The following is an 18819-nucleotide window of genomic DNA, read 5'->3' as shown; positions in this document are numbered from 1 at the left end:
ACTTAAATTATTCCTTAAACAACCGTATAAATGTTATCACTCCGGGATCGAAATGATCAATTTAATGATACAATATGATGGAAGGGTCAAATACAGTTTGAATGCTCTGATCGCATCGGTAGAAAAGATCGGAGTCGCCAAAGTTTTCCTGCCGACAACTTTCGAACAGGCTCTTGAATACGCAACCTTGGCAAGGAATTCAGGGGAGAAATGCGTGTATGCTGTATCACTTCTCACCACGATGCTTGTCGACGATTTCTACAGGGTAAGCCTAATCGAAACCGTTCGCAAAATGCGAGAAGCTGGCTGCGTGACGATTGCAGGCGGGCCACATGTTTCAGGAGACCCGATCGGAACATTATACCGTATTGGAGTTGACTTCGCCTTCATAGGTGAGGCCGAGAAGACGCTTCAAGACTTCCTCAAAGCCCTCGAGGACAATGACGACGTCTACGCGGTGAAAGGAATAGGTTATAGGACGAGGGATAGATTGGTCTTCACTGGAAGAGAGAGCCCTATCAATCTCGACGATTACGATCCATTCCCTTATTGGAAGGGGATAGTCAACCCTATTGAGATAACGAGAGGTTGTTCTTACGGGTGCCATTACTGCCAGGTCTCATACGTTCACGGGTTCCGTTTGAGACATCGAAGCTTGGATAGAATAATCTTTTACGCATTAGAGTCTTTGAAGCTGGGAGTTAGGGATCTACGATTTATAACACCAGATAGTTTATCGTATGGTCTATCAAGGACCACTGATCCCGTTGACTCTGAAAAAATAATTTCACTTTTAGATGAGCTATACAAAAAAGTTAGAGATTTCGGCGGCAGAATCTTTTTCGGGTCTTTCCCCAGCGAGATAAGGCCTGAGCACGCCGACCATAGCCTGCTCAAGGCGATGCGGAGATATGTTTCCAACCAGGAGTTAATAATAGGGGGGCAATCCGGGAGTGATAGAGTTTTGAGCATGGTGAAAAGAGGACATGGAGTCGAAGACGTTGAGAATGCAGTAGACTATGCCTTGAACGCGGGGTTTACTCCCAGCGTGGACTTTATAATTGGTTTCCCCGGGGAAACTAGAGAGGACATGATGATGACTCTTCAATTTGCAGAGAAGCTTGTTCTAAAAGGTGCTAGAATACACTTGCACTACTATATTCCACTACCTGGAACTCCGCTGGGATTGAGGAAACCCACTCCATTGCCATTTGAGGTCAGAAGGGCTTGGAGCAGGCTGGTTGGATCTGGAAAGGCGTATGGTTCCTGGCTCAATCAAGAAAAAATCTCACAAGGCATTATCAACTTGATCGAGACGGGGTTCATTAATCCTAGATTGAAAATACATGAAGTCTGAAAACCGCAGGGTCGATTCAGCGCCCGGCTTCCTCACGAGTTCGGATCTTACGATTCAGCTCATCCCCACCACGGAGTTATATGTTAAAAGATGTTTAAACACTTATTACTCTCCATTACATAGTTAATATTGGGATAGGTTGATGAATCCTATTCTCCAACAGGTTGTAAATATATTGCAGAGAAATATGGTTGAATCCTCAAAAGGCATCATTCTTCAAGTCAGGGTTGAACCCAGATCTAGTTCTGAAGGTTTCACCATAGAATCTGATGAATTGGTTTTCAAAACAGGGGAGCCTGCAGAGAGGGGACGAGCCAATGCCGCTCTGATAAAATACTTATCCAGAGAGCTCAGGATTCCTGTTTCAAAGATCGATATCATTTATGGTCAAAGAGAAAGGTTGAAGAAGGTTTTAATCATGGATGAAACGCCTGACAAGATTATTGAAAAGTTGGCTAGGGTAATCAGCCTCATCTAATCTTTTACCATAATTAGAAATCTTGGAGGGCTTATCCATTCACTTCTGCACCTCGGACATTTGGTGGGCTTCTTCGGCTTCCTTAACTCTTTAAAGACGAAGCCGCATTTCCTGCAAACAGGTGGATCCATAGCGAGGTATTCTCTCCCTTTTGACCTGGCTTTAACGCTTCTTGCAATATGCTCTAAGTGTTCGTATACATTCCGAGGATTTAAATCGGGGATGTTGAGCAACGAAATAATCTCATCAACAGTCAGGGGTTTCTCAGACCTCTTTAACAACTCGTAAATCCTCTCTCTCGTTGTTAGATCAGTGCTCTCCATGAAACCATTCATCTCCGTCTCTCGCTTTAATAATAAAAATTCTTTATACTCTAGATACACCTATATACAATTTGGTGATAAACATATGGGTAGAAAATGGGTTAAAGAATTCTATGCAAGAAAACTCAGTGAAATGATCGAGCGAGGGGAGATATGGGAGATACGCCGGCTCAACGGGCCTACCGGACCTCGAGCGGTCGTTAATGGACGGGAAATGATCATATTGGCTTCGAACAATTATCTAAACCTAGCCAACGATCCACGTTTGAAAAAGGCCGCTATTGAAGCAATGGAGAAGTATGGATGGGGGCCTGGCGCTGTCTGGGCTATAGCAGGATATCACGAACTACTGGATTTACTCCACAAGAAGATAGCAGAGTTCAAGAAGACGGAGGCCGGATTGGTTTTCCCAACAGGGTTTGCTGTTAACGCGGGAACAATCCCCGCTATTGTTGAACAGGGTGATGTAATCCTATCGGATGAATTGAACCACGGTAGCATCATAGATGGAATTAGGCTGTCGAGGGCTGAGAAAATAGTCTATAAACACTGTGATGTTTCCGACTTAGAGGATAAGCTTAGACAAGTTCACGGCAAGTATAACAAGATTCTAATTGTAACTGACGGAGTCTTCTCTATGGACGGAGACATAGCTCCGTTGGACAAGATAGTGAAGCTTGCCGAGGAATTCAACGCTATGGTGTACGTTGACGATGCCCACGGAGAAGGAGTATTGGGAGAAGGGCATGGTAGCCCTGCACACTTCGGTGTCGACGAGAAAATAGATTTCCACGTTGGAACGTTCTCCAAGGCTCTCGGTTCGTCTGGCGGAATGATCGGCGGCGACTACGAGGTTATAGAGTTCATAAGGAATAAGGCTAGGACGTGGCTCCTCAGCACCGGATTCCCGCCGGCCGTGGCGGCCGCGAACTTGAAAGCACTTGAAATCGTGATGACTGAGAAAGAAAGAATCAGGAAGCTCTGGGATAACAGGGATTATTTCAAAAAAGAGCTAGATAGGCTTGGCTTCAATACTGGAAAGAGTCAGACGCCCATTATCCCAGTAATAGTTGGCGACACTAAGAAGGCTAGAGAGCTTGCGAAAATGCTGTGGGATGAAGGCATTTTCGTAGTGCCTATCGTATATCCGATGGTCGCAAGGGGTACCGAGAGAATAAGAAACCAAGTCAATGCTGGGCACACCATCGAAGACCTCAATAAGGCTCTAGAAGCATACGAGAAAGCTGGTAAAAAACTCGGCTTGATTTAGGGGACGAGCATGAAGAGAATCTTAGTTATAGGCGCCACCGGTCAAATAGGGACAGAACTCGTCCCTGCTCTGCGAAAACTCTACGGTAAAGAGAACGTTATCGCTGGATACCATAGCAAGCCGCCGACAGGACCTCTCACCGACGGTCCCGTTGAGCATGTTGACGTCTTAGACAAGAACTCCGTAGAAAAAGTAATCAAAAAGTACGATATCAACGAAGTATACCACATGGCGGCCATTTTATCAGCGGCTGGGGAAAGAAACCCTCAGCTGGCATGGAAAGTCAACATGGATGGCTTATACATAGTGCTGGAACTAGCTAGAGAGTATCGCTTCAGAATATTTTGGCCGAGTTCGATCGCCGCATTTGGACCTAATTCTCCCAAGGTAAACACTCCTCAAGTGACAATCATGGACCCGACCACTATGTACGGTATCACTAAATATGCTGGAGAGCTATTGACAAGGTATTATGCTTACAAGTTCGACGTCGACGTTCGAGGAGTAAGATATCCGGGAATAATAAGTAGCGAGGCACTCCCGGGAGGCGGGACGACGGATTACGCCGTAGAGATATTCTATCATGCCTTAGAGGGGAAAAAGTACACTTGTTACCTGCGAGAGGATACCATGCTCCCCATGATGTACATGCCTGACGCGGTGAAGGCTGCCATCCAGTTAATGAATGCGGATAGGAACAGGTTAACAATAATGAGCGGCTACAACGTAGCTGCGTTCAGTTTCACTCCAAAACAACTAGAAACGGAGATTAAAAAATATGTTCCCCAATTAGAAGTAGAGTATAAGCCCGATTTCAGGCAGAAAATAGCTGACTCTTGGCCTAAGAGTTTAGACGACTCAGTCGCTAGAGAGGAGTGGAATTGGAGTCCTGATTGGAGCTTCGAGGCAATGGTCAAAGACATGTTGGTAAAGCTTGCCGTGAAAATTGGTAGGAAGGATATTGTAGAGAGCATTCACTGATTTTTTCTCAAATCTTCAACAAGAATCCGTGTAATTTCTTCAAGATTATCAACTATGTACTTTGCGTAGTCACACGCTTCACCACATGGTCTAACGGCAATAGGAATTCCCACATGCTCGAACACCATAATATCCCACTTGCTATCCCCAACGTAAGCAACCTCACTCATATCATACCCTTTCGAGCCTGCAAGCTCTTTTATGACAACCCACTTTTCCTTCAAGGGAACCCTAGCTATTCCTCCTGGAATAAGCTCGTCTTCAACGAAGATCAAATCATTATAAAGACAGTCTCTCACGCCGAGCTCTGAGCACACTCTCTCAACCAGAATGTTGACACCGCTACTTACCACGGCTACTTCAAAACCCTCACTAAGTAGTGCTTGAACCGCTTTGTAAGCCTCACTCCTCAACTTCACCTTCGAAAATGCCTCCTCCACGTGTCGCCTTTTTATAGGTGACCCGAAACTGTGGATCATTAAAGCAATATCGATTTTCATCCAATCCAAGTAAGTTATGATGCCCTTCTCATACAGCCTTGCAAAGTACGTATTATCCCTGCTTCCGAAGTATTCGTGCATAACTCTCCAGCTACTATCGTTCTCGGTTAATACACCATCGCAATCAAAGATTACCAGCGGTTTCATGTTCTACTCATCTCGTTGAAATCCTTTGAACACGTGCAATGCTTACATTACTATCCAAACATAGCGATTATTTAAAGCAATCTATGATTTTTTCGATCCTCTCCATGGCTGAGGCACAGTCTTCAGGGTTGATCCCAGATTTGATGCTTAAAGTTATTGCTTTCTTTCCCCACCTTATCTTAAGAGAGAAGCCGTCTCCTCGCTTCACCGAGATTGTGTTTCCCTTAGAGGTGATCTCTCCGCTCGGAATTTTGTTTTTAAGCATAATTAGGAGCCTGTCTAAATTAAGGATTTGTTCACTCGAAGCATCCTCCTTTGCAATATCTCTCTTCAATTCTAACAGCCTTAACGACGTTGCCTTCACGATTTCTTCGTCGTTTTTATATGCCTCTTTAGTCTCCTCGAGAATTTTAATCAATGCTTCTTGTAACCCATAAGTCTTGAAAATCTTGGCAAAGAGGTCGAAGTCGCTGCCAGCTAGAAATCCTGAAAGTCTACCGGGTTCGCCGCCAAAACTGCTAAACTTGTATTTATCCTCCATTTCACCTAAGACCTTTCTTATCTCGTTCAGTATTTTCACATGTTCGCCCTTCTTGACATCAATGAACTTACTCAGGATTGGGTTGACGATGTGCCTCGTGAAGTCTATGTTCAATGAACCACCGTAAGAGATAATATTATAAACCTTTTTAATACATTAAACATTATAGTTCATAGCTGAAGAATGGGATAAGAGTTTGACTAGACAACAAAAAAAGCACAGTTGGAATCCATACACAAGCGATGTTCAAAGATTTAGCATATATCCAAGGATTCAACAACCAAAGGATGACGCGTTGAAGCCTGGAATGACTCTTACCGTGAATATTAGCGATGTGGATCAAAGAGGAAACGGCGTCGTCCCGTATCGAGATTCGAAAATTATAGTGTATGGGGCAAGCCTCGGATCTAAAGTTAAGGTCAGGGTTTCGAGGGTTGTTGGCGACACAGCATATGCTGAAATTGTGGAAACACTGAGTGAAGCTGATGAAACCTACTGAGAAAGCAGAAAGAAATCCATTTCTTACCATCTCAAAAACCCTGGGAGTGGAAATCGCCGGAATTTTAAAAATCGGAGAGCCCGTTGAAGGAGAAGTCGCTTGGCAGGTCCGAGACATTCTAGTCAAGGCCTACGACTATGAAATACTATTTGAAGACGAAGAAGTAAATGAAGTCGAATGCTACTCGCTAGCAATTCTTTTGGAGCCTCGGTATCTGTTCTATTTAATTAAAGCTGGCGATAGATCACTAGCATACCTTAAGGAATACGATGAAAAAGAGTGGCAAAGTGCTAGAGAGATTCTAGAGGAAAACATTATTAAATGCAGTTGAAACCTCTATTAATCATTTTTTATAACCTATCTTCCTAAGAAATTCCCTTCTCTCCTTTCTCTCTTCCTCACCCTCGACACCTAGCGGAGAGTATCCATCTACGAATCCAAGGACGGTTCTTCCCTGATCGGTCTCGGCGACTATTGCTTGAACAGGGTTGGCTGTGGCAACATATAAGTGCACAACTTCTTGGATGTTCTTGATCTGGTTGAGAACGTTTATCGGGTAAGCGCCTCTAATATATAGGACGAATGTGTGTCCAGCACCGATCGCCTTAGCGGTCTCCACGGCTTGCTGTATAAGCTCCTGATCGTTTCCTTCATACCTGATCAACCTCTTACCACTTGCCTCATTAAAGGCTAAGCCGAACTTTATCCCGGGGACAGAAGTTACCAATGCTTCATAAATATCCTCTACAGTCTTTATGAAGTGACTCCTCCCAACGATAATGTTAGCTCCCTCGGGGATTTTCACGGAAACTAGCTCAAGCCTTATGGACATGCTTCCACCATTCTCATACTTAATAACTTTTAATCTCATAAAATTTGCTAAAGCGGGAATATTTGCCTAGTGGGTGTGCTCTTTGAAGTTCATCGTTAAACAGAGTAGTTTAGTTCCCGTGGATCTTAGCGACAACTTGATTAGATTGAGGGTTTATAAGCTGGAGAATGAGAATTGGTATGAAGTTGAATATGAGGCTGATGCCTCGAATATCATGAATAAAATGCTAGAGGTGGCTCAAAACACTATTGTGCAACACAGCCCGGTAAACAATTACCTTTTCGTAAACGTGGAGACTCCAGGCCTCCTTCTAACATTGGGGGAGGGGAGAGTAGAATCATCTGAAACCGTAATCTCACCGAAGCCCTCAACCCTGAGATCTGTTAAACTCTATCAGATAACCCCAGAGGGGAGGCCGGTACTAGCCCATGAGTTTAAACCGATGGGAGAAGTTTTCGTGTACGATGGATACATATCCATACCAGCATCGATTAAGTATGACTTCATAGTGATCGAGACGGCTGAGGACTTGAGACCCTTATTTCCCAGTGAAATAATGCTTCCCCCGGTTAAAGAGGTATCCAAGGATAAAAAGAGAACAAGGAAATCCTCTAGGAAGAGGAAGGCGTATGCTTCAAAGAAATCTGGAAAAACGAAAAAGAGCAAAACAAGTCGTAAGCGTAAAAAGGCAAAGAGGAGGACTAGGAAATGAGCCTCCCGCATATAAAAGCTAAACCAGGAGACGTAAGCAAGAACGTCATTGCAGTAGGAGACCCAGCAAGAGTCGAGCTGCTAGCTTCTTTGCTAAAAGAGCCCGTCGTGGTAAACACCCATCGAGGCTTGAAAACAGTAACCGGATATTATAAAAATACCAGAGTGACAATAGCGACGCATGGCATGGGTTGTCCAAGCGCTAACATAGTCTTTGAAGAGCTCGGAATGCTTGGTGCAAAGAGGATAGTCAGACTGGGTACGGCGGGCGGAATGCACAAGAGTGTTCAAATAGGCGATGTCATCGTTGCAACAGGTGCTATCTACGCTATGGGAGGATGCGGTCTCGGGCAATACATGCCGGGATATTGTGCTCCAACCTCTCCCGATCCTGTTTTAACTCACAGAATTATGGAAGAGCTGGAGAATAATGGAATTCCGTATAAGAGGGGACCTTTGTTCTCCAGTGATGCCTTCTACGCTGAAGACCCCGAATTGGCTTCGAGGATGAGTAAGCTTGGAATCCTAGCGGTGGAGATGGAGGCGGCTGGATTATTCGCGCTGGGATGGATGAGAGGATGGGAGACCGCGTGCGCCGTGATAATTAGCGATGTCCTTCATGGTGAGGATGCTAAAAAGGTTTTTCTAACCACGTCCGAGTTGGCTGAAACATTCTCCAAAGTTGCGCGGGCCATTATGGAAGCATTTGAAAAACACTATGGTGATGAGTGACCATGTTGCCGGAGATTAGAGTGTATAATACTTTGACTCGGACAATGGAGAAGATCACACCAGTAGAACCCGGCTTAGTTAAAATGTACGTTTGCGGTCCAACAGTCTACGATTCAACCCACGTGGGGCATGGAAGAGCCTACGTCATGTATGACGTTTTCAAAAGGTATCTAAATATCAGGGGTTACCACGTTTTTCACGTCATGAACATTACGGATATTGATGATAAAATCATAAATAGGTCTAAAGAGGAGGGTCGCGACTGGTTGGAAATCGTTGAAACTTACACTCGCGAATACATGGAAGCTCTAAACCATTTGAATGTTAAAGTGGATCATCATCCAAGGGTCACTCAACACGTAAGCGAGATCATCGAGTTTATACAAAAACTAATTGAGAAAGGTTATGCGTACGTAGCACCCAGCGGAAGCGTATACTTCGACGTTAACACTTATGAGGACTATGGGAGATTATCGGGGAGATTATCAAAGGAGACCTGGAGCCAAGAGCCCGATTTCCTCTCGGAAAAGAAGAATCCTTATGATTTCGCTCTGTGGAAAGCTGCTAAGCCGGGTGAACCTTATTGGGAGAGCCCCTGGGGGAGGGGGCGTCCAGGTTGGCATATTGAGTGCAGCGTTATGAGCTCCAAGTATCTTGGCGAGAGATTCGACATCCATGGCGGCGGAACAGATTTGATCTTTCCTCACCACGAGAATGAGAGAGCCCAGAGTGAGGCGGCACTAGGTAGTAGGCCCTGGGTGTCGATATGGATGCATGTCGGAATGCTCATGGTGGGCGCTGACAAGATGAGCAAGAGCTTGAAAAATATTGTTCCTATCAAAGAAGCCGTCAACAAATGGGGAGGTAAAACTCTACGCTTCTGGTACTTGATGAGTCATTATCGAAAACCAGTCTCCTTCAGTGAAGAATCGTTGAGGATTGCTAGTGAACAGTTGAAGAGGCTTAATCAGGCTTCAGCACTACTCCAAAAACTAGGAAAGGAGGCCGTAGACCCGCACAAGGCATCTGATGAAGACATTAAAATATTGAAGAAGCTCGTAAAAATACACTACGACTTTCACACTGCTTTAAGCGAGGACTTCAACACTCCAGAGGCAGTAGCATCTCTTAACGAATTCACCACTATAGTGTTTAGAGACATACAATACAATCCTAAATACGTCCTTGTGAATACTGCTCTCAGAATCATAAGCGAGTTCGACAGCGTTCTCGGAGTCCTTGAAACCCCATTTGAGGCCGTAACGGGAGAAGAGGATGTAGACTCTTACATTAGAATACTCGTCGACGTCCGAAGAGAATTGCGTGAGAGGAGGCTATACGATCTAGCCGATATGATTAGGAGCGAGCTCGGCAAGCTTGGAGTAGTCCTTTCCGATAAGGGTGCTGAGACCACATGGATACGGGTAAAGAAGCAAATAGCGAAGAGCTGAACCCGCGCTGCTCGATTATGAAATGAATTGTTTAACTCTTTCAACACTTTTCTCATAGAATACGTCTTCGAAACGCCTCGTCCCTCTCTTCCTAAACAATTCTAAATTATTGTACACGCTGACCACCGCGTTTGCTAATTCGAGTGGGTCACAATTATTGATCTTAAACACCAATCCCGTCTCATCATATCTAGTATTCCTAGTTGGATTGCCGCAAACTATCACCGGCCTAGAATCACTTATCATAGAGTGGAAAACTATATTGGACAAGGCATCGTGTGCTCCAACTATCCCCATAATAGATTTTTCCATTACGCTTAAGGGGTTCTCTGCTAAAGCATTAATGATTAATGGATGAAAGCATGCGTTAACCGGGATATTGATATTTATCATGAGGGGTGTGAACCCGATCTTATTTAGCTCGTTGATCAATTCTTCCAAGATCCTGCATCTATCTAGCTTAACAACTATAGCTCCATCCTTTGGAAGGATATCCCGCAGGATTATTTTCTCCACATCAAACACCGAGAGCATAATGTGCTCAAACTCTGGGTAAAGGGATGAAGCTATATAGTGTTCCACCGGCGTGGTCTCAACAAACATTACTGGATGATTCTTCTTATAGAGCTGCGACAAGAATTTTTTAACATTGCTTGAAGCCTGGTAGGGGTAGTTTTCAACGGGCTTTACGAATACGAGAATTTTTCCACTTGTTACCTGCAAATACGATTTTAAAAAGTCCAGAAATACATCATTCAAGGATCCAGCATAAATCGAGATATTGTCTGAGGACTTATCTAATGCAATTGGCGTTTTCAAAACCTTCCTCTCAAAATTCAATCCTAATCTTTGGAGGAATTCGCTAACCCTCCAACAAAACAAATCGTCTTCATCACATAATAGGTGAATCATTTTTCTAAACCTATATCCCTATAAATAATTCATGAATTCATGGTTAAAAACATGGAGTTCGGAGACATTGGCGAGGTAATTAAGTATAAGAGAGTATTGCTCGAAAAAATTCAAGCGTTTCTAACACAGAGAGAGTTGAAAGAGGCTTTGCGTGACCCGCATGCTAGGAGGCCTCCTCGCCCCTGCGGATTAACGGTGCACACAGGCATTGGATGCCCTCTTCAATGCGTCTACTGTTACATCTACAGCATGGGTTTTAAACCGAACTTCAAAGATTATCCCTTGTCCGGAGCACAGTTAGTGTACGCGCTTGTTTCAAACGAAAACTTCATCCCAGGTCCGAGCGGAACACTGATCGCACTCGGCAGCGTTACAGAACCTTTCCTACCGCTATCAAAAAAGAAAACATTCGAGTACATCGAGTTTATTAAGAAATACTTGGGCAACCCTGTTCAGTTTTCAACGAAAATGAGCCTAGACCATAGAGACGTTGAAACGCTGAAAACCCTTGATCCCGAGATCTCTCCGTTAATAAGTGTTTCGACATTGAGCCATCAGAAACTACTAGAACCGTTAGCCCCACCAGTTGAGAAAAGGTTTGAAACGATCAGCCTCTTGAGACTATACGGGTTTAAACCTTTCCTCTTTCTTCGACCGATAATTCCAGGGGTAACTGACAAGGAAATCGATGAGATCTTGGAATACGCTGCCGAATCAGGTGCCCATGGTGTGGTGGCTGGTTCCCTGCGAGTTACTAGGTCAATATTGGACAGGCTTACAGACGTAGGTTTGGATACCTCCGAGATTATCAGAAGGCTTAAGGGAAGGGAAAAAGATCTGAAAGATAATGTTCAATATACGGTTGACACATCCGATATTAAAAGCTTGATTGAGAAACAAGCCAGCAAGAAGAAGCTAATATATCTGCCATCTGCTTGTATGGCAAACGCATTCTCACACAATCTTGGGTGTTGGAGGATGAAATCTCTAATTAAGAGTTCTACGAAACACTGCAGTGGTTGCCGCAACAGGCCTCGCGCATAATGTTGAACAAAGGTATTTGACCAGGCATATGTCAACCATTAATACATCAGTATTGGAGAAGTCCCGAGACAGCACTAATCTTTTGCCGTATCTTCGGTTCGTAGATGATTGAGGATAAGTGATAATGGTGCTATACAACGCTTTCAATGACGACGACCTTTAGATCCTCGAGCACTTTTGCTTTTACATCGAACGCTTTAAGTATGATCTCTTCGGTCAACACTTCGCTCGGTCGACCTGCAGCTATTATTCTACCTCTCTTAAGCACGACGATCTTATCAGAAAACCTGTAGGCGTGTGTTAAATCGTGAAGGGACATTATTACGGAGAGGTTCCTAGTTCTCGAGAATTTTTTAACAAGCTCTAATATTTCAACCTGGTATCTAGGGTCCAGACTGGAGGTTGGCTCATCCATTAATAATACTTTCGGTTCTGCAACAATAGCTCTAGCTATCAAAACCCTTTGCAACTCCCCACCACTAAGCTGGTCGAGTCTCCTAAATGCTAATTCACAGCAATTAACCATGCGTAGTGCATCATATGCTTTCTCGTAATCCAACTTACTATACGCGAAATTAACATATGGTCTTCGACCGGTAAGCACGAAATCAATGACAGTAGTGGTTCCCAGAGTATTCACTTTCTGGGGACAGTAGCTAACTTTCTTAGCTAACTCGCGCCAATTCAACTTGTTAATATTTTTCCCATCGATCAGTATGGAACCTTTGAATGGCTTTACTATCTTATCTATAGTTTTAAGGAGGGTTGTCTTCCCGCTACCGTTAGGACCAATTATGGATACTACTTCCCCCGGAGAAACGTCTAGCGTGATATTGCTTAGAGCTTCATAGTCCTCGTAGTGGACGTCAACTCCAAGTATCTTTATGACCGCCATACCGAGTTCCCCTTAGTAGTATTATCAGTAATGGCGCGCCCATCATGGATAACGTTATCCCCACAGGTAGTGTAATAGGGTATAGGAGAATCCGGGAGAACAAATCTGCTACAACCACTAGTATTGACCCGGTGATTATGGAAGCAGGCATTAGATACTTATGGCTTCCGCCCACTAACCCTCTTGCAATATGTGGAGAGAGAAGACACAAGAATGCTAATACCCCTACGAAAGAGGTTGCCAAGGAGGCTCCGAGTGAGGCGGTTATAGTGGCCACAAGCCTAAACGTCCTCGGGTTTATGCCTGAAGAAATTGCTAAATCGTCCCCCAGCAGGATGATGTCTAGGTCAACATGGATCAACATGTAGGCTAGAATGATGGGGATGGAGCCGATGATTAAAATAAGCAGTTCAATATCGCCGGGCCTGCTCAAGTCGCCGAAACTCCAGAAAACAATTGTCGCTAATTGTAACTCATTTAGCACTAGATATTGTATAAGAGAAAGGAGTGATTGGTAGAGGAAGGATAAAGCGATAGATGATAGTACAAGGGCGTTCGGCGTTAAGCCGACTCTAAATGCAAGAAGCAAGACTATTAGGGATTGAATCAGGGAAAAGATGAAAGCCATAACTGGCAATATGTAAGGTCTTGATACTATATAGAATAATGGATAGGATCTTCCAGCATAACCAGTTATCAAGGCTATTGCTACACCCAGCGCAGCCGCATGCGAAATTCCAAGAGTAAACGGAGATGCCAACGGATTTCTATAGACCGCTTGAGCAATCACACCGGCCCCACCCAATAATCCCCCTACTAAAACACCTACTAAAACACGCCTGAGCCTAAGCCAGAGTACAACCCTATCCAGCTCGGCGACTTCAAGTCCAAGAACCAATCTCCAGAAATCTAGAAAAGCCATCCCTCCAAACCCAATAGATGATGCTAATGGAATCAGCAGGACGAGGATGAATAAGAGAGTGGCAAGGATGATCAATTTTCGCCTTAAAAACTTTGATAAGAAGAGTACATGAGAGCTCATTCCGCGGCACCGATTTCAGCAAGCTAGCTCACTCGACAAATTAGCGAACCCGACCCCGTAGCCTTCTTCAAACAATAAATAGAGCTCCTTACCCAGGAATTTTTTAAATATCTCGTTTGCTTTCGCCACTGGATCAACGTCCTCGAAGTTGCCCGGGTAGAGAATCTTACCTATAAAGTATGCATCAGCGAGGCTTGTCGCTATGTTGGTATGATAATAGTTGAATGGAAGCACCGAGTAGACTCTTCGTTCTTTAAACGCCATTAGCGCGCAGAACTTGTCTTTATCCCTGTTGAACTCGTCCTTAACGATATTGAAATTGTTAATGTCGATGAAAATGTAATTCGGCTGTGCACTCAAGATGTATTCAAAATCTACTGACACATATCCGACAGTAGATGTTAAATTATCAACGATCGAGTTAGTGTTCAACAATACAAGAGGCGGAAATCTTGCCTGGGAGGAGGTGAAGGGTTGAGCACCCTTATACGATATTGCACCCACATAAACGCTTGACTTAGTGGTGATATTCCTTGTTCGTGCATCGAGATCTCTAATGACCGAGTCTATGAAGTCGCAGAGTTCCCGCGCTCTTTCACTCCTATTCAGCACATCGCCTAGGATCGTGAGGGCTTTCTTCAAGTCATCGACCTCCACGTAGCCAGCGCCCCCGTAGTCAATAACTATGACGGGGGCTTCTACCTCCGTCGACAGCCTATCTGGGTCGTATAATTGAGCGTATAGAGAGCTCATTATGACTAGGTCAGGGCTGACGCTCCTAATCCTAACCGGGTCTGGCGAGCTTCTCGGGCCTCCCGGCCCAATGACTGGGAGGCTCTTCAAGTACTCCCCGTAGGCCATGGCGTAGTCTCTGCCCAGGGGACTCCACGACAACTCTACCTCCTCAACTCCCGCGAGTAAGCCGGTAGCATTCAAATACACGACCAATCTTAGAGTTCCTGGACCTATGGCTACTACTCTTTTAGGATACTTTTCCACCTTAACGGTTCTACCGAGAGAATCAACTATTGTGACGTAGTCAGACTCTGTTTTATCCCCAACTTCATTTACTCCCGACATTGTTGAAAATCTCTCCCAAGAGAGTAGCACTGCTGATAATGCCGCGAAAAACGCGAGAGTTATCATTAATAGTATTAACGCGTAAGGTTTACCGGTCAACTCTGCTAATCCCTCCTGCTACCTCAATATTCGGTAGGGTAGGCTCGCGTTGACAGCTATTCCCCTACCAATAACGGCATTCACGCCAGCGTTCGCGCAACTCTTGCAAAATGGTTTATCACCCACGTAAACTATTCTTGTGGACATTGCTAATTCTCCACATTTACTGCACCTCACGCTTTCGAATACTGGGGCACGCTCAAGCTCCTCCGTGATCTCAACTTCCATGACGTCGAACATCTCCTCGGGGAGGTCGATCATCCCAAGTCCTATCTCCCTCCATACCTTGTTCAGCCTTTCAGCCTCTTCTCTAGTCCCCTTTCTCTCGACAACTACTTTGTGAAATAATTCGCGCGCCTCAACTGGAATATCCCTTTTTATCCTATCGGAGTCGATATAAACCCTAACACCTCTCCTTGATCCTCTCTTAACTAGCGTGACGGCGTTCTTTCCTAGATCGAGATAGATGAGGGAATTATTGCCGAACGTGCATCCTGTAGCTACTTGAACTCCGTCAGCAAAACAATTGTTCGTCTCAACCACTGCTAGTATCTCCTCATTAATAGTCTCGTATACTCCAGGCTTATACAATCCCAACCTCGATAACGCAATCTCGGAAGCCCTTAAACCTAAAACCAGAAATGGGCATACATGCCCATGTATTTTTTCAGCCATACTTAATAATTCGTAGCTAACCATAGGTGCACCCTCTTTGATAAATTAGTGCACTAACTGAACTCATAACGCTGAAAGCTTAATAAGTTTTTCCCTAATGCGTAGGAAGCTCTTTCAAGTAGTTAAAACTTTTACGTCGGAGAGAAAGAGCTAATTACTAAATCATACGAGAAAAGGTTATTCGAGAATATCGGGAATAATAGGCTTTGGATCTCATGTGAGAACAGATCATTATCCATACAGTTTTGCTGAGTCGGCGAGAAAGCATTGTCAAAGAAGCGTTTAAACACTATGATCCTTTTAAAACGTCACTTCGCCTTCTTTACAATCTCTTCGGCAATCGATGATATCTCTTCCCGAGAGGTTGCCGAGGATATTGGCATCTTACTCTTTAAAATCACAACTCTCCCAGATGTTTTTTCTAGAGCCCTAATAACATCGCCATCGCGCCCGTGGTAAACATCAAGCAGTTCAAATCCATGCTTGCTCAATTCATCGGATAATAATATTGTTGGGTTCTTTGGCATGATATCACCAATCCTTATTAGTGTATGAAGAGATTTTAATTTTAACTCGGTTGAAAAGGTGTTTTTGGCTTGCTGAAGCCTATCTTGGTTCAAAATAAATCCTGCTTATTGATGGAGTATTCGTCAGGGTTCTTGAGAATTAAGGCCTCTAACTACGAACTAGAGGTGAGGCCCAGAACGATAACCATCAAAGGATGCTTAAGCGTTAAGGTAACAACCATTGATAGAGGGAGAAAGAGAGGAATCTACGTCTCTCACACATTCCTTCAATTATTTAATGGAGAACAATGCCGTAGTGTTCCGGCCACCGAGATGAATACTGGAGAATTCGCCATTAAAGCTACATCAACCCCTCTTGGAAACTACGTCACGATCATGATGCCCGGAGCTTTTCTAGCCGACTACATCGTCATCAGCGAGGACACGACATATATACAGATCCCAGGTGGGCGAGGGGCTTATTCTGAGGCCGCTAACGAATATTGCACAATATATGTAGTTTAAATAGCTACATTAATCAGCTCTAAAGGCTTCAATATCTTACGCCGACTTCTATGACCGTGGCCTCCTTCGGCACCTTCCCGGTGACAGCGTCCACGATATACTCGGCATTAAAGCCCGAGGTTAATATGACTTTAACACCCGTCTTCCTTGATAACTCGCTCATAGATTTAACCTTTGAAAACATGCCTCCAGTTGCATCCCTCCCCAACTCCTCCTCCAAGGAGTTTAAGATTTCGTTGAGATTACTATCATTAATATGCCTGATCAGCTTAGGATTTGAACACTTTTTAGGGTCACAAGAATAAACTCCAGCCACGTCTGCTAGTAAGACAATCCTCGAGGGCTTGAGAACGCTACTCAGGACTTCAAATACTTTTTCGGTTGAGAAAATCTCGATCGATCCACTATCGCTTGGGATGCACTCACCGTAGAGTACGGGTATTATGTTGTTTTTAAGCAAGTTGACTATTGGAGGCGTAAACACTTTTATCGTCTCTTTTCCATAACCTATTATAGCGCTTGTCTGCAATCCCGTGGCCGGGATATCGTGGAACACGAGATAATCTACGATAAGCCTGTTTAGCAACCTCGTTGACTGCTGACATTTAACCAGTAGTTTTAGCATTGACTCCGAAGCATACTTAGATACCGTGTAATGGGCAAAGCTACCGCCTCCATTGCCCATGACAATGGTGACGTTTTCATGCACTTTTTTCAAGGCCTCCGCCAGGGTTTTTAAAGCTTCGTAATTCACCGATACTGGCCTATCCTTGAATGTTATAAGGCTTCCTCCAGCCTTTAGGAATACGATATCCTTTTCCAAACACCATACCCTCGTCAGGGAAGGTTAATATATTGTTACGTTTTTATAGATTAAGCGGTGTCACACTGGGAAATGATGAATAAAGTCATAGCGTCTTTGAAGACACATGCAGAACTGGTTATTGCAAACACCGTGGCATTGTTTCTAGCTGCTTCAAGTTGGAATTACTATGACGTAAGATACTTCCTAGAATGGTATTCTCATTTCGTCTCCGGGAGGATACTCAATATTTATGGCTCATCGATTTATGATAAAATAGCGTATCCTCCTCTTCCAATCCTACTATTTGTCTTCACTCACCATGTGGCAGTAACTCTGAGCAGTAATATAGAGATTATTAGGTTAATAGACAAAATACCTTTGATCATATCATTCAACTTGATTTACTTCATCCTGAGGAGAGAATATGGGAGGAGAGCGGGAGTCCTGTGGTTGGCCAACGCTACAGGTTACATAATTCTCATAGGATATCAGTTCGACTTGATTGCGTCGCTATTCCTTCTGCTGGGTTTCATCCAACTAGTCAGAAACAAGTTCGAGAAGGCGTGCATTTATTTAACTCTTGCTGTTCTTGTAAAGCAAATTCTAGCTCCCTTCCTGCTTCTTCCATTCATTGTTAGACTTAAGAGTAAAAGATATGATGAAATGGTTAGGATGGCGTTAAACGTGGCAGTCGTAGGCTCCATATTCGTTCTTCCTTTCCTAGTTGTAGACCCGTACTCGTTCATTGGGAAGGTGTTGTTTTTCCACGCATCAAGATATCCACAGGAGCTCAGCTTGTTCGCAATACCATTATATGTAACATGGTATAATGTAAACGTTTTACCTTCATGGCTAACATGGATATGGATTCTGCCCTTTACAATCTACACTGGCCTTGCAATCTTCTACTTCGCAAAGGAGAGGGAATATGGAGAGGAAGTCTTCTTGAAGTATTTCATCTACCTTCTAACGGGACTACTAGTCTTCAATAAAATAGGGGGTTTCAACTATTTCACGTGGTTAGCACCTTTCATAATAATTTTCATATCCAGGCGTTCAACAGATCCTGGGATGCGGGTCTTTCAAACCCTTTTCATCTCTATTCCGTTAATAGTACACTTCGTATATAACACTTCAACGCTCTTCGCAGCTGCGGTGGCAAGCGACGAAGTTTTTATAGTTGAAGATTTAAATTGGGTTTCAGCCGAAGAAATAATCTTGAGAAGCTCTGGATCATCCTCATTGATTTATTCACTTGTGCAAGCCTGCAGGGCCAATCCATTGCTAAGCATACTTTTCTCTATGATGAACCGGAGCAAGCCTGTTTCACAAATATTTTTCACATTAATCTACAATGCATATCTTACTTATGTATGGATCAAAGTGAAAAAATTGAGCAGAAGTGTGTGAAAAA

At 43.9% G+C, this 18819-nt stretch carries 23 protein-coding genes; 12 read left to right on the top strand and 11 right to left on the bottom strand.

Translation table 11 applies throughout. The annotated features are described in order from the left end of the window. Positions 1–52: 52 nt before the first annotated feature. Entirely contained in the window at positions 53–1357 is a 1305-nt protein-coding gene (locus tag QXH45_01620) for a TIGR04013 family B12-binding domain/radical SAM domain-containing protein (GenBank protein MEM2077947.1), read from the top strand. 175 nt (positions 1358–1532) lie between these two features. Continuing rightward, entirely contained in the window at positions 1533–1835 is a 303-nt protein-coding gene (locus tag QXH45_01615; protein ID MEM2077946.1) for a DUF167 domain-containing protein, read from the top strand. Here the strand turns inward: QXH45_01615 and QXH45_01610 are convergent. Further along, positions 1832–2158, bottom strand: a complete 327-nt coding sequence (locus QXH45_01610) for a transcriptional regulator (protein MEM2077945.1) — start codon at positions 2156–2158, stop codon at positions 1832–1834. The genes QXH45_01615 and QXH45_01610 overlap by 4 nt on opposite strands. A gap of 85 nt (positions 2159–2243) precedes the next feature. On the opposite strand from QXH45_01610, the gene QXH45_01605 reads away from it, so the two are divergent. Together QXH45_01605 and QXH45_01600 are read left to right on the top strand one after the other, a co-directional pair. Beyond that, on the top strand, positions 2244–3428 hold the full coding sequence (locus QXH45_01605) for an aminotransferase class I/II-fold pyridoxal phosphate-dependent enzyme (GenBank protein MEM2077944.1): 1185 nt from the start codon (positions 2244–2246) through the stop codon (positions 3426–3428). A 9-nt stretch (positions 3429–3437) separates the two neighbouring features. Further along, positions 3438–4409 carry an NAD-dependent epimerase/dehydratase family protein gene (locus QXH45_01600; protein MEM2077943.1) on the top strand — a complete coding sequence of 324 codons (972 nt, stop codon included), beginning with the start codon at positions 3438–3440 and terminating at the stop codon, positions 4407–4409. Here the strand turns inward: QXH45_01600 and QXH45_01595 are convergent. After that, positions 4403–5056: an HAD-IB family phosphatase gene (locus tag QXH45_01595; protein ID MEM2077942.1), complete on the bottom strand. Its 654-nt coding sequence runs from the start codon at positions 5054–5056 to the stop codon at positions 4403–4405. The genes QXH45_01600 and QXH45_01595 overlap by 7 nt on opposite strands. A 67-nt stretch (positions 5057–5123) precedes the next feature. Then, a complete protein-coding gene (locus QXH45_01590) occupies positions 5124–5711 on the bottom strand; it encodes a hypothetical protein (GenBank protein MEM2077941.1) in 588 nt (195 codons plus the stop codon). 82 nt (positions 5712–5793) lie between these two features. Between QXH45_01590 and QXH45_01585 the strand changes: the two genes are divergently transcribed. Both QXH45_01585 and QXH45_01580 read left to right on the top strand, forming a co-directional pair. Further along, positions 5794–6096, top strand: a complete 303-nt coding sequence (locus QXH45_01585; GenBank protein ID MEM2077940.1) for a deoxyribonuclease — start codon at positions 5794–5796, stop codon at positions 6094–6096. Next, complete coding sequence (locus tag QXH45_01580) at positions 6083–6427, top strand: hypothetical protein (protein ID MEM2077939.1); 345 nt, start codon at positions 6083–6085, stop codon at positions 6425–6427. Before QXH45_01585 ends, QXH45_01580 begins: the two co-directional genes overlap by 14 nt. A gap of 12 nt (positions 6428–6439) precedes the next feature. Here QXH45_01580 and QXH45_01575 read toward each other — a convergent pair whose 3' ends face one another. After that, complete coding sequence (locus QXH45_01575; GenBank protein MEM2077938.1) at positions 6440–6928, bottom strand: adenosine-specific kinase; 489 nt, start codon at positions 6926–6928, stop codon at positions 6440–6442. Between the two features lie 82 nt (positions 6929–7010). Between QXH45_01575 and QXH45_01570 the strand changes: the two genes are divergently transcribed. Genes QXH45_01570 through cysS form a run of 3 tightly spaced genes read left to right on the top strand, consistent with a single transcriptional unit; the run spans position 7011 to position 9822 of the window. After that, entirely contained in the window at positions 7011–7640 is a 630-nt protein-coding gene (locus tag QXH45_01570; protein MEM2077937.1) for a hypothetical protein, read from the top strand. Continuing rightward, entirely contained in the window at positions 7637–8371 is a 735-nt protein-coding gene (locus tag QXH45_01565; protein MEM2077936.1) for a purine-nucleoside phosphorylase, read from the top strand. Before QXH45_01570 ends, QXH45_01565 begins: the two co-directional genes overlap by 4 nt. A gap of 2 nt (positions 8372–8373) precedes the next feature. Next, on the top strand, positions 8374–9822 hold the full coding sequence (gene cysS / locus QXH45_01560; GenBank protein ID MEM2077935.1) for a cysteine--tRNA ligase: 1449 nt from the start codon (positions 8374–8376) through the stop codon (positions 9820–9822). Positions 9823–9837: 15 nt separating this feature from the next. Here the strand turns inward: cysS and QXH45_01555 are convergent, their stop codons facing one another. Next, complete coding sequence (locus QXH45_01555; protein ID MEM2077934.1) at positions 9838–10734, bottom strand: hypothetical protein; 897 nt, start codon at positions 10732–10734, stop codon at positions 9838–9840. Positions 10735–10773: 39 nt separating this feature from the next. On the opposite strand from QXH45_01555, the gene QXH45_01550 reads away from it, so the two are divergent. After that, positions 10774–11778 (top strand): radical SAM protein, encoded by a 1005-nt coding sequence (locus QXH45_01550; protein MEM2077933.1) that lies wholly within the window; start codon positions 10774–10776, stop codon positions 11776–11778. Between the two features lie 130 nt (positions 11779–11908). Here QXH45_01550 and QXH45_01545 read toward each other — a convergent pair whose 3' ends face one another. The 5 genes from QXH45_01545 to QXH45_01525 all read right to left on the bottom strand — a co-directional run bounded on the left by QXH45_01545 (position 11909) and on the right by QXH45_01525 (position 16096). Continuing rightward, positions 11909–12673: an ABC transporter ATP-binding protein gene (locus QXH45_01545; GenBank protein ID MEM2077932.1), complete on the bottom strand. Its 765-nt coding sequence runs from the start codon at positions 12671–12673 to the stop codon at positions 11909–11911. Further along, positions 12645–13715, bottom strand: a complete 1071-nt coding sequence (locus QXH45_01540; GenBank protein MEM2077931.1) for an iron ABC transporter permease — start codon at positions 13713–13715, stop codon at positions 12645–12647. Before QXH45_01540 ends, QXH45_01545 begins: the two co-directional genes overlap by 29 nt. A 15-nt stretch (positions 13716–13730) precedes the next feature. Continuing rightward, positions 13731–14894, bottom strand: coding sequence for an ABC transporter substrate-binding protein (locus QXH45_01535; GenBank protein ID MEM2077930.1), 1164 nt, complete (start codon positions 14892–14894; stop codon positions 13731–13733). 18 nt (positions 14895–14912) lie between these two features. After that, positions 14913–15593, bottom strand: coding sequence for an FmdE family protein (locus QXH45_01530; GenBank protein MEM2077929.1), 681 nt, complete (start codon positions 15591–15593; stop codon positions 14913–14915). Between the two features lie 284 nt (positions 15594–15877). Then, positions 15878–16096 carry a hypothetical protein gene (locus tag QXH45_01525; protein ID MEM2077928.1) on the bottom strand — a complete coding sequence of 73 codons (219 nt, stop codon included), beginning with the start codon at positions 16094–16096 and terminating at the stop codon, positions 15878–15880. A 69-nt stretch (positions 16097–16165) separates the two neighbouring features. Between QXH45_01525 and QXH45_01520 the strand changes: the two genes are divergently transcribed. Next, positions 16166–16600 (top strand): hypothetical protein, encoded by a 435-nt coding sequence (locus tag QXH45_01520; GenBank protein MEM2077927.1) that lies wholly within the window; start codon positions 16166–16168, stop codon positions 16598–16600. A 28-nt stretch (positions 16601–16628) separates the two neighbouring features. On the opposite strand, the gene QXH45_01515 is transcribed toward QXH45_01520, so the two are convergent. Further along, complete coding sequence (locus tag QXH45_01515) at positions 16629–17423, bottom strand: isopentenyl phosphate kinase (protein MEM2077926.1); 795 nt, start codon at positions 17421–17423, stop codon at positions 16629–16631. Between the two features lie 72 nt (positions 17424–17495). Between QXH45_01515 and QXH45_01510 the strand changes: the two genes are divergently transcribed. After that, positions 17496–18815 carry a hypothetical protein gene (locus tag QXH45_01510; GenBank protein MEM2077925.1) on the top strand — a complete coding sequence of 440 codons (1320 nt, stop codon included), beginning with the start codon at positions 17496–17498 and terminating at the stop codon, positions 18813–18815. The last annotated feature ends 4 nt before the right edge of the window (positions 18816–18819 follow it).

Origin of the sequence: Thermosphaera sp., assembly GCA_038827615.1 — an archaeon.
Taxonomy (GTDB): domain Archaea; phylum Thermoproteota; class Thermoprotei_A; order Sulfolobales; family Desulfurococcaceae; genus Thermosphaera.
The sequence above is the reverse complement of the archived record's forward strand: the minus strand, read 5'-3'. Positions and strand labels throughout refer to the sequence as shown.

Excerpts from the sequence above, each read along its gene's own strand:
- QXH45_01620 (MEM2077947.1), top strand. The coding sequence starts at position 53 with ATGATCAATTTAATGATACAATATGATGGAAGGGTCAAATACAGTTTG.
- QXH45_01610 (MEM2077945.1), bottom strand. The coding sequence starts at position 2,158 with ATGGAGAGCACTGATCTAACAACGAGAGAGAGGATTTACGAGTTGTTA.
- QXH45_01605 (MEM2077944.1), top strand. The coding sequence starts at position 2,244 with ATGGGTAGAAAATGGGTTAAAGAATTCTATGCAAGAAAACTCAGTGAA.
- QXH45_01600 (MEM2077943.1), top strand. The coding sequence starts at position 3,438 with ATGAAGAGAATCTTAGTTATAGGCGCCACCGGTCAAATAGGGACAGAA.
- QXH45_01595 (MEM2077942.1), bottom strand. The coding sequence starts at position 5,056 with ATGAAACCGCTGGTAATCTTTGATTGCGATGGTGTATTAACCGAGAAC.
- QXH45_01580 (MEM2077939.1), top strand. The coding sequence starts at position 6,083 with ATGAAACCTACTGAGAAAGCAGAAAGAAATCCATTTCTTACCATCTCA.
- QXH45_01575 (MEM2077938.1), bottom strand. The coding sequence starts at position 6,928 with ATGTCCATAAGGCTTGAGCTAGTTTCCGTGAAAATCCCCGAGGGAGCT.
- QXH45_01565 (MEM2077936.1), top strand. The coding sequence starts at position 7,637 with ATGAGCCTCCCGCATATAAAAGCTAAACCAGGAGACGTAAGCAAGAAC.
- cysS (MEM2077935.1), top strand. The coding sequence starts at position 8,374 with ATGTTGCCGGAGATTAGAGTGTATAATACTTTGACTCGGACAATGGAG.
- QXH45_01555 (MEM2077934.1), bottom strand. The coding sequence starts at position 10,734 with ATGATTCACCTATTATGTGATGAAGACGATTTGTTTTGTTGGAGGGTT.
- QXH45_01550 (MEM2077933.1), top strand. The coding sequence starts at position 10,774 with ATGGTTAAAAACATGGAGTTCGGAGACATTGGCGAGGTAATTAAGTAT.
- QXH45_01545 (MEM2077932.1), bottom strand. The coding sequence starts at position 12,673 with ATGGCGGTCATAAAGATACTTGGAGTTGACGTCCACTACGAGGACTAT.
- QXH45_01540 (MEM2077931.1), bottom strand. The coding sequence starts at position 13,715 with ATGAGCTCTCATGTACTCTTCTTATCAAAGTTTTTAAGGCGAAAATTG.
- QXH45_01530 (MEM2077929.1), bottom strand. The coding sequence starts at position 15,593 with ATGGTTAGCTACGAATTATTAAGTATGGCTGAAAAAATACATGGGCAT.
- QXH45_01525 (MEM2077928.1), bottom strand. The coding sequence starts at position 16,096 with ATGCCAAAGAACCCAACAATATTATTATCCGATGAATTGAGCAAGCAT.
- QXH45_01510 (MEM2077925.1), top strand. The coding sequence starts at position 17,496 with ATGATGAATAAAGTCATAGCGTCTTTGAAGACACATGCAGAACTGGTT.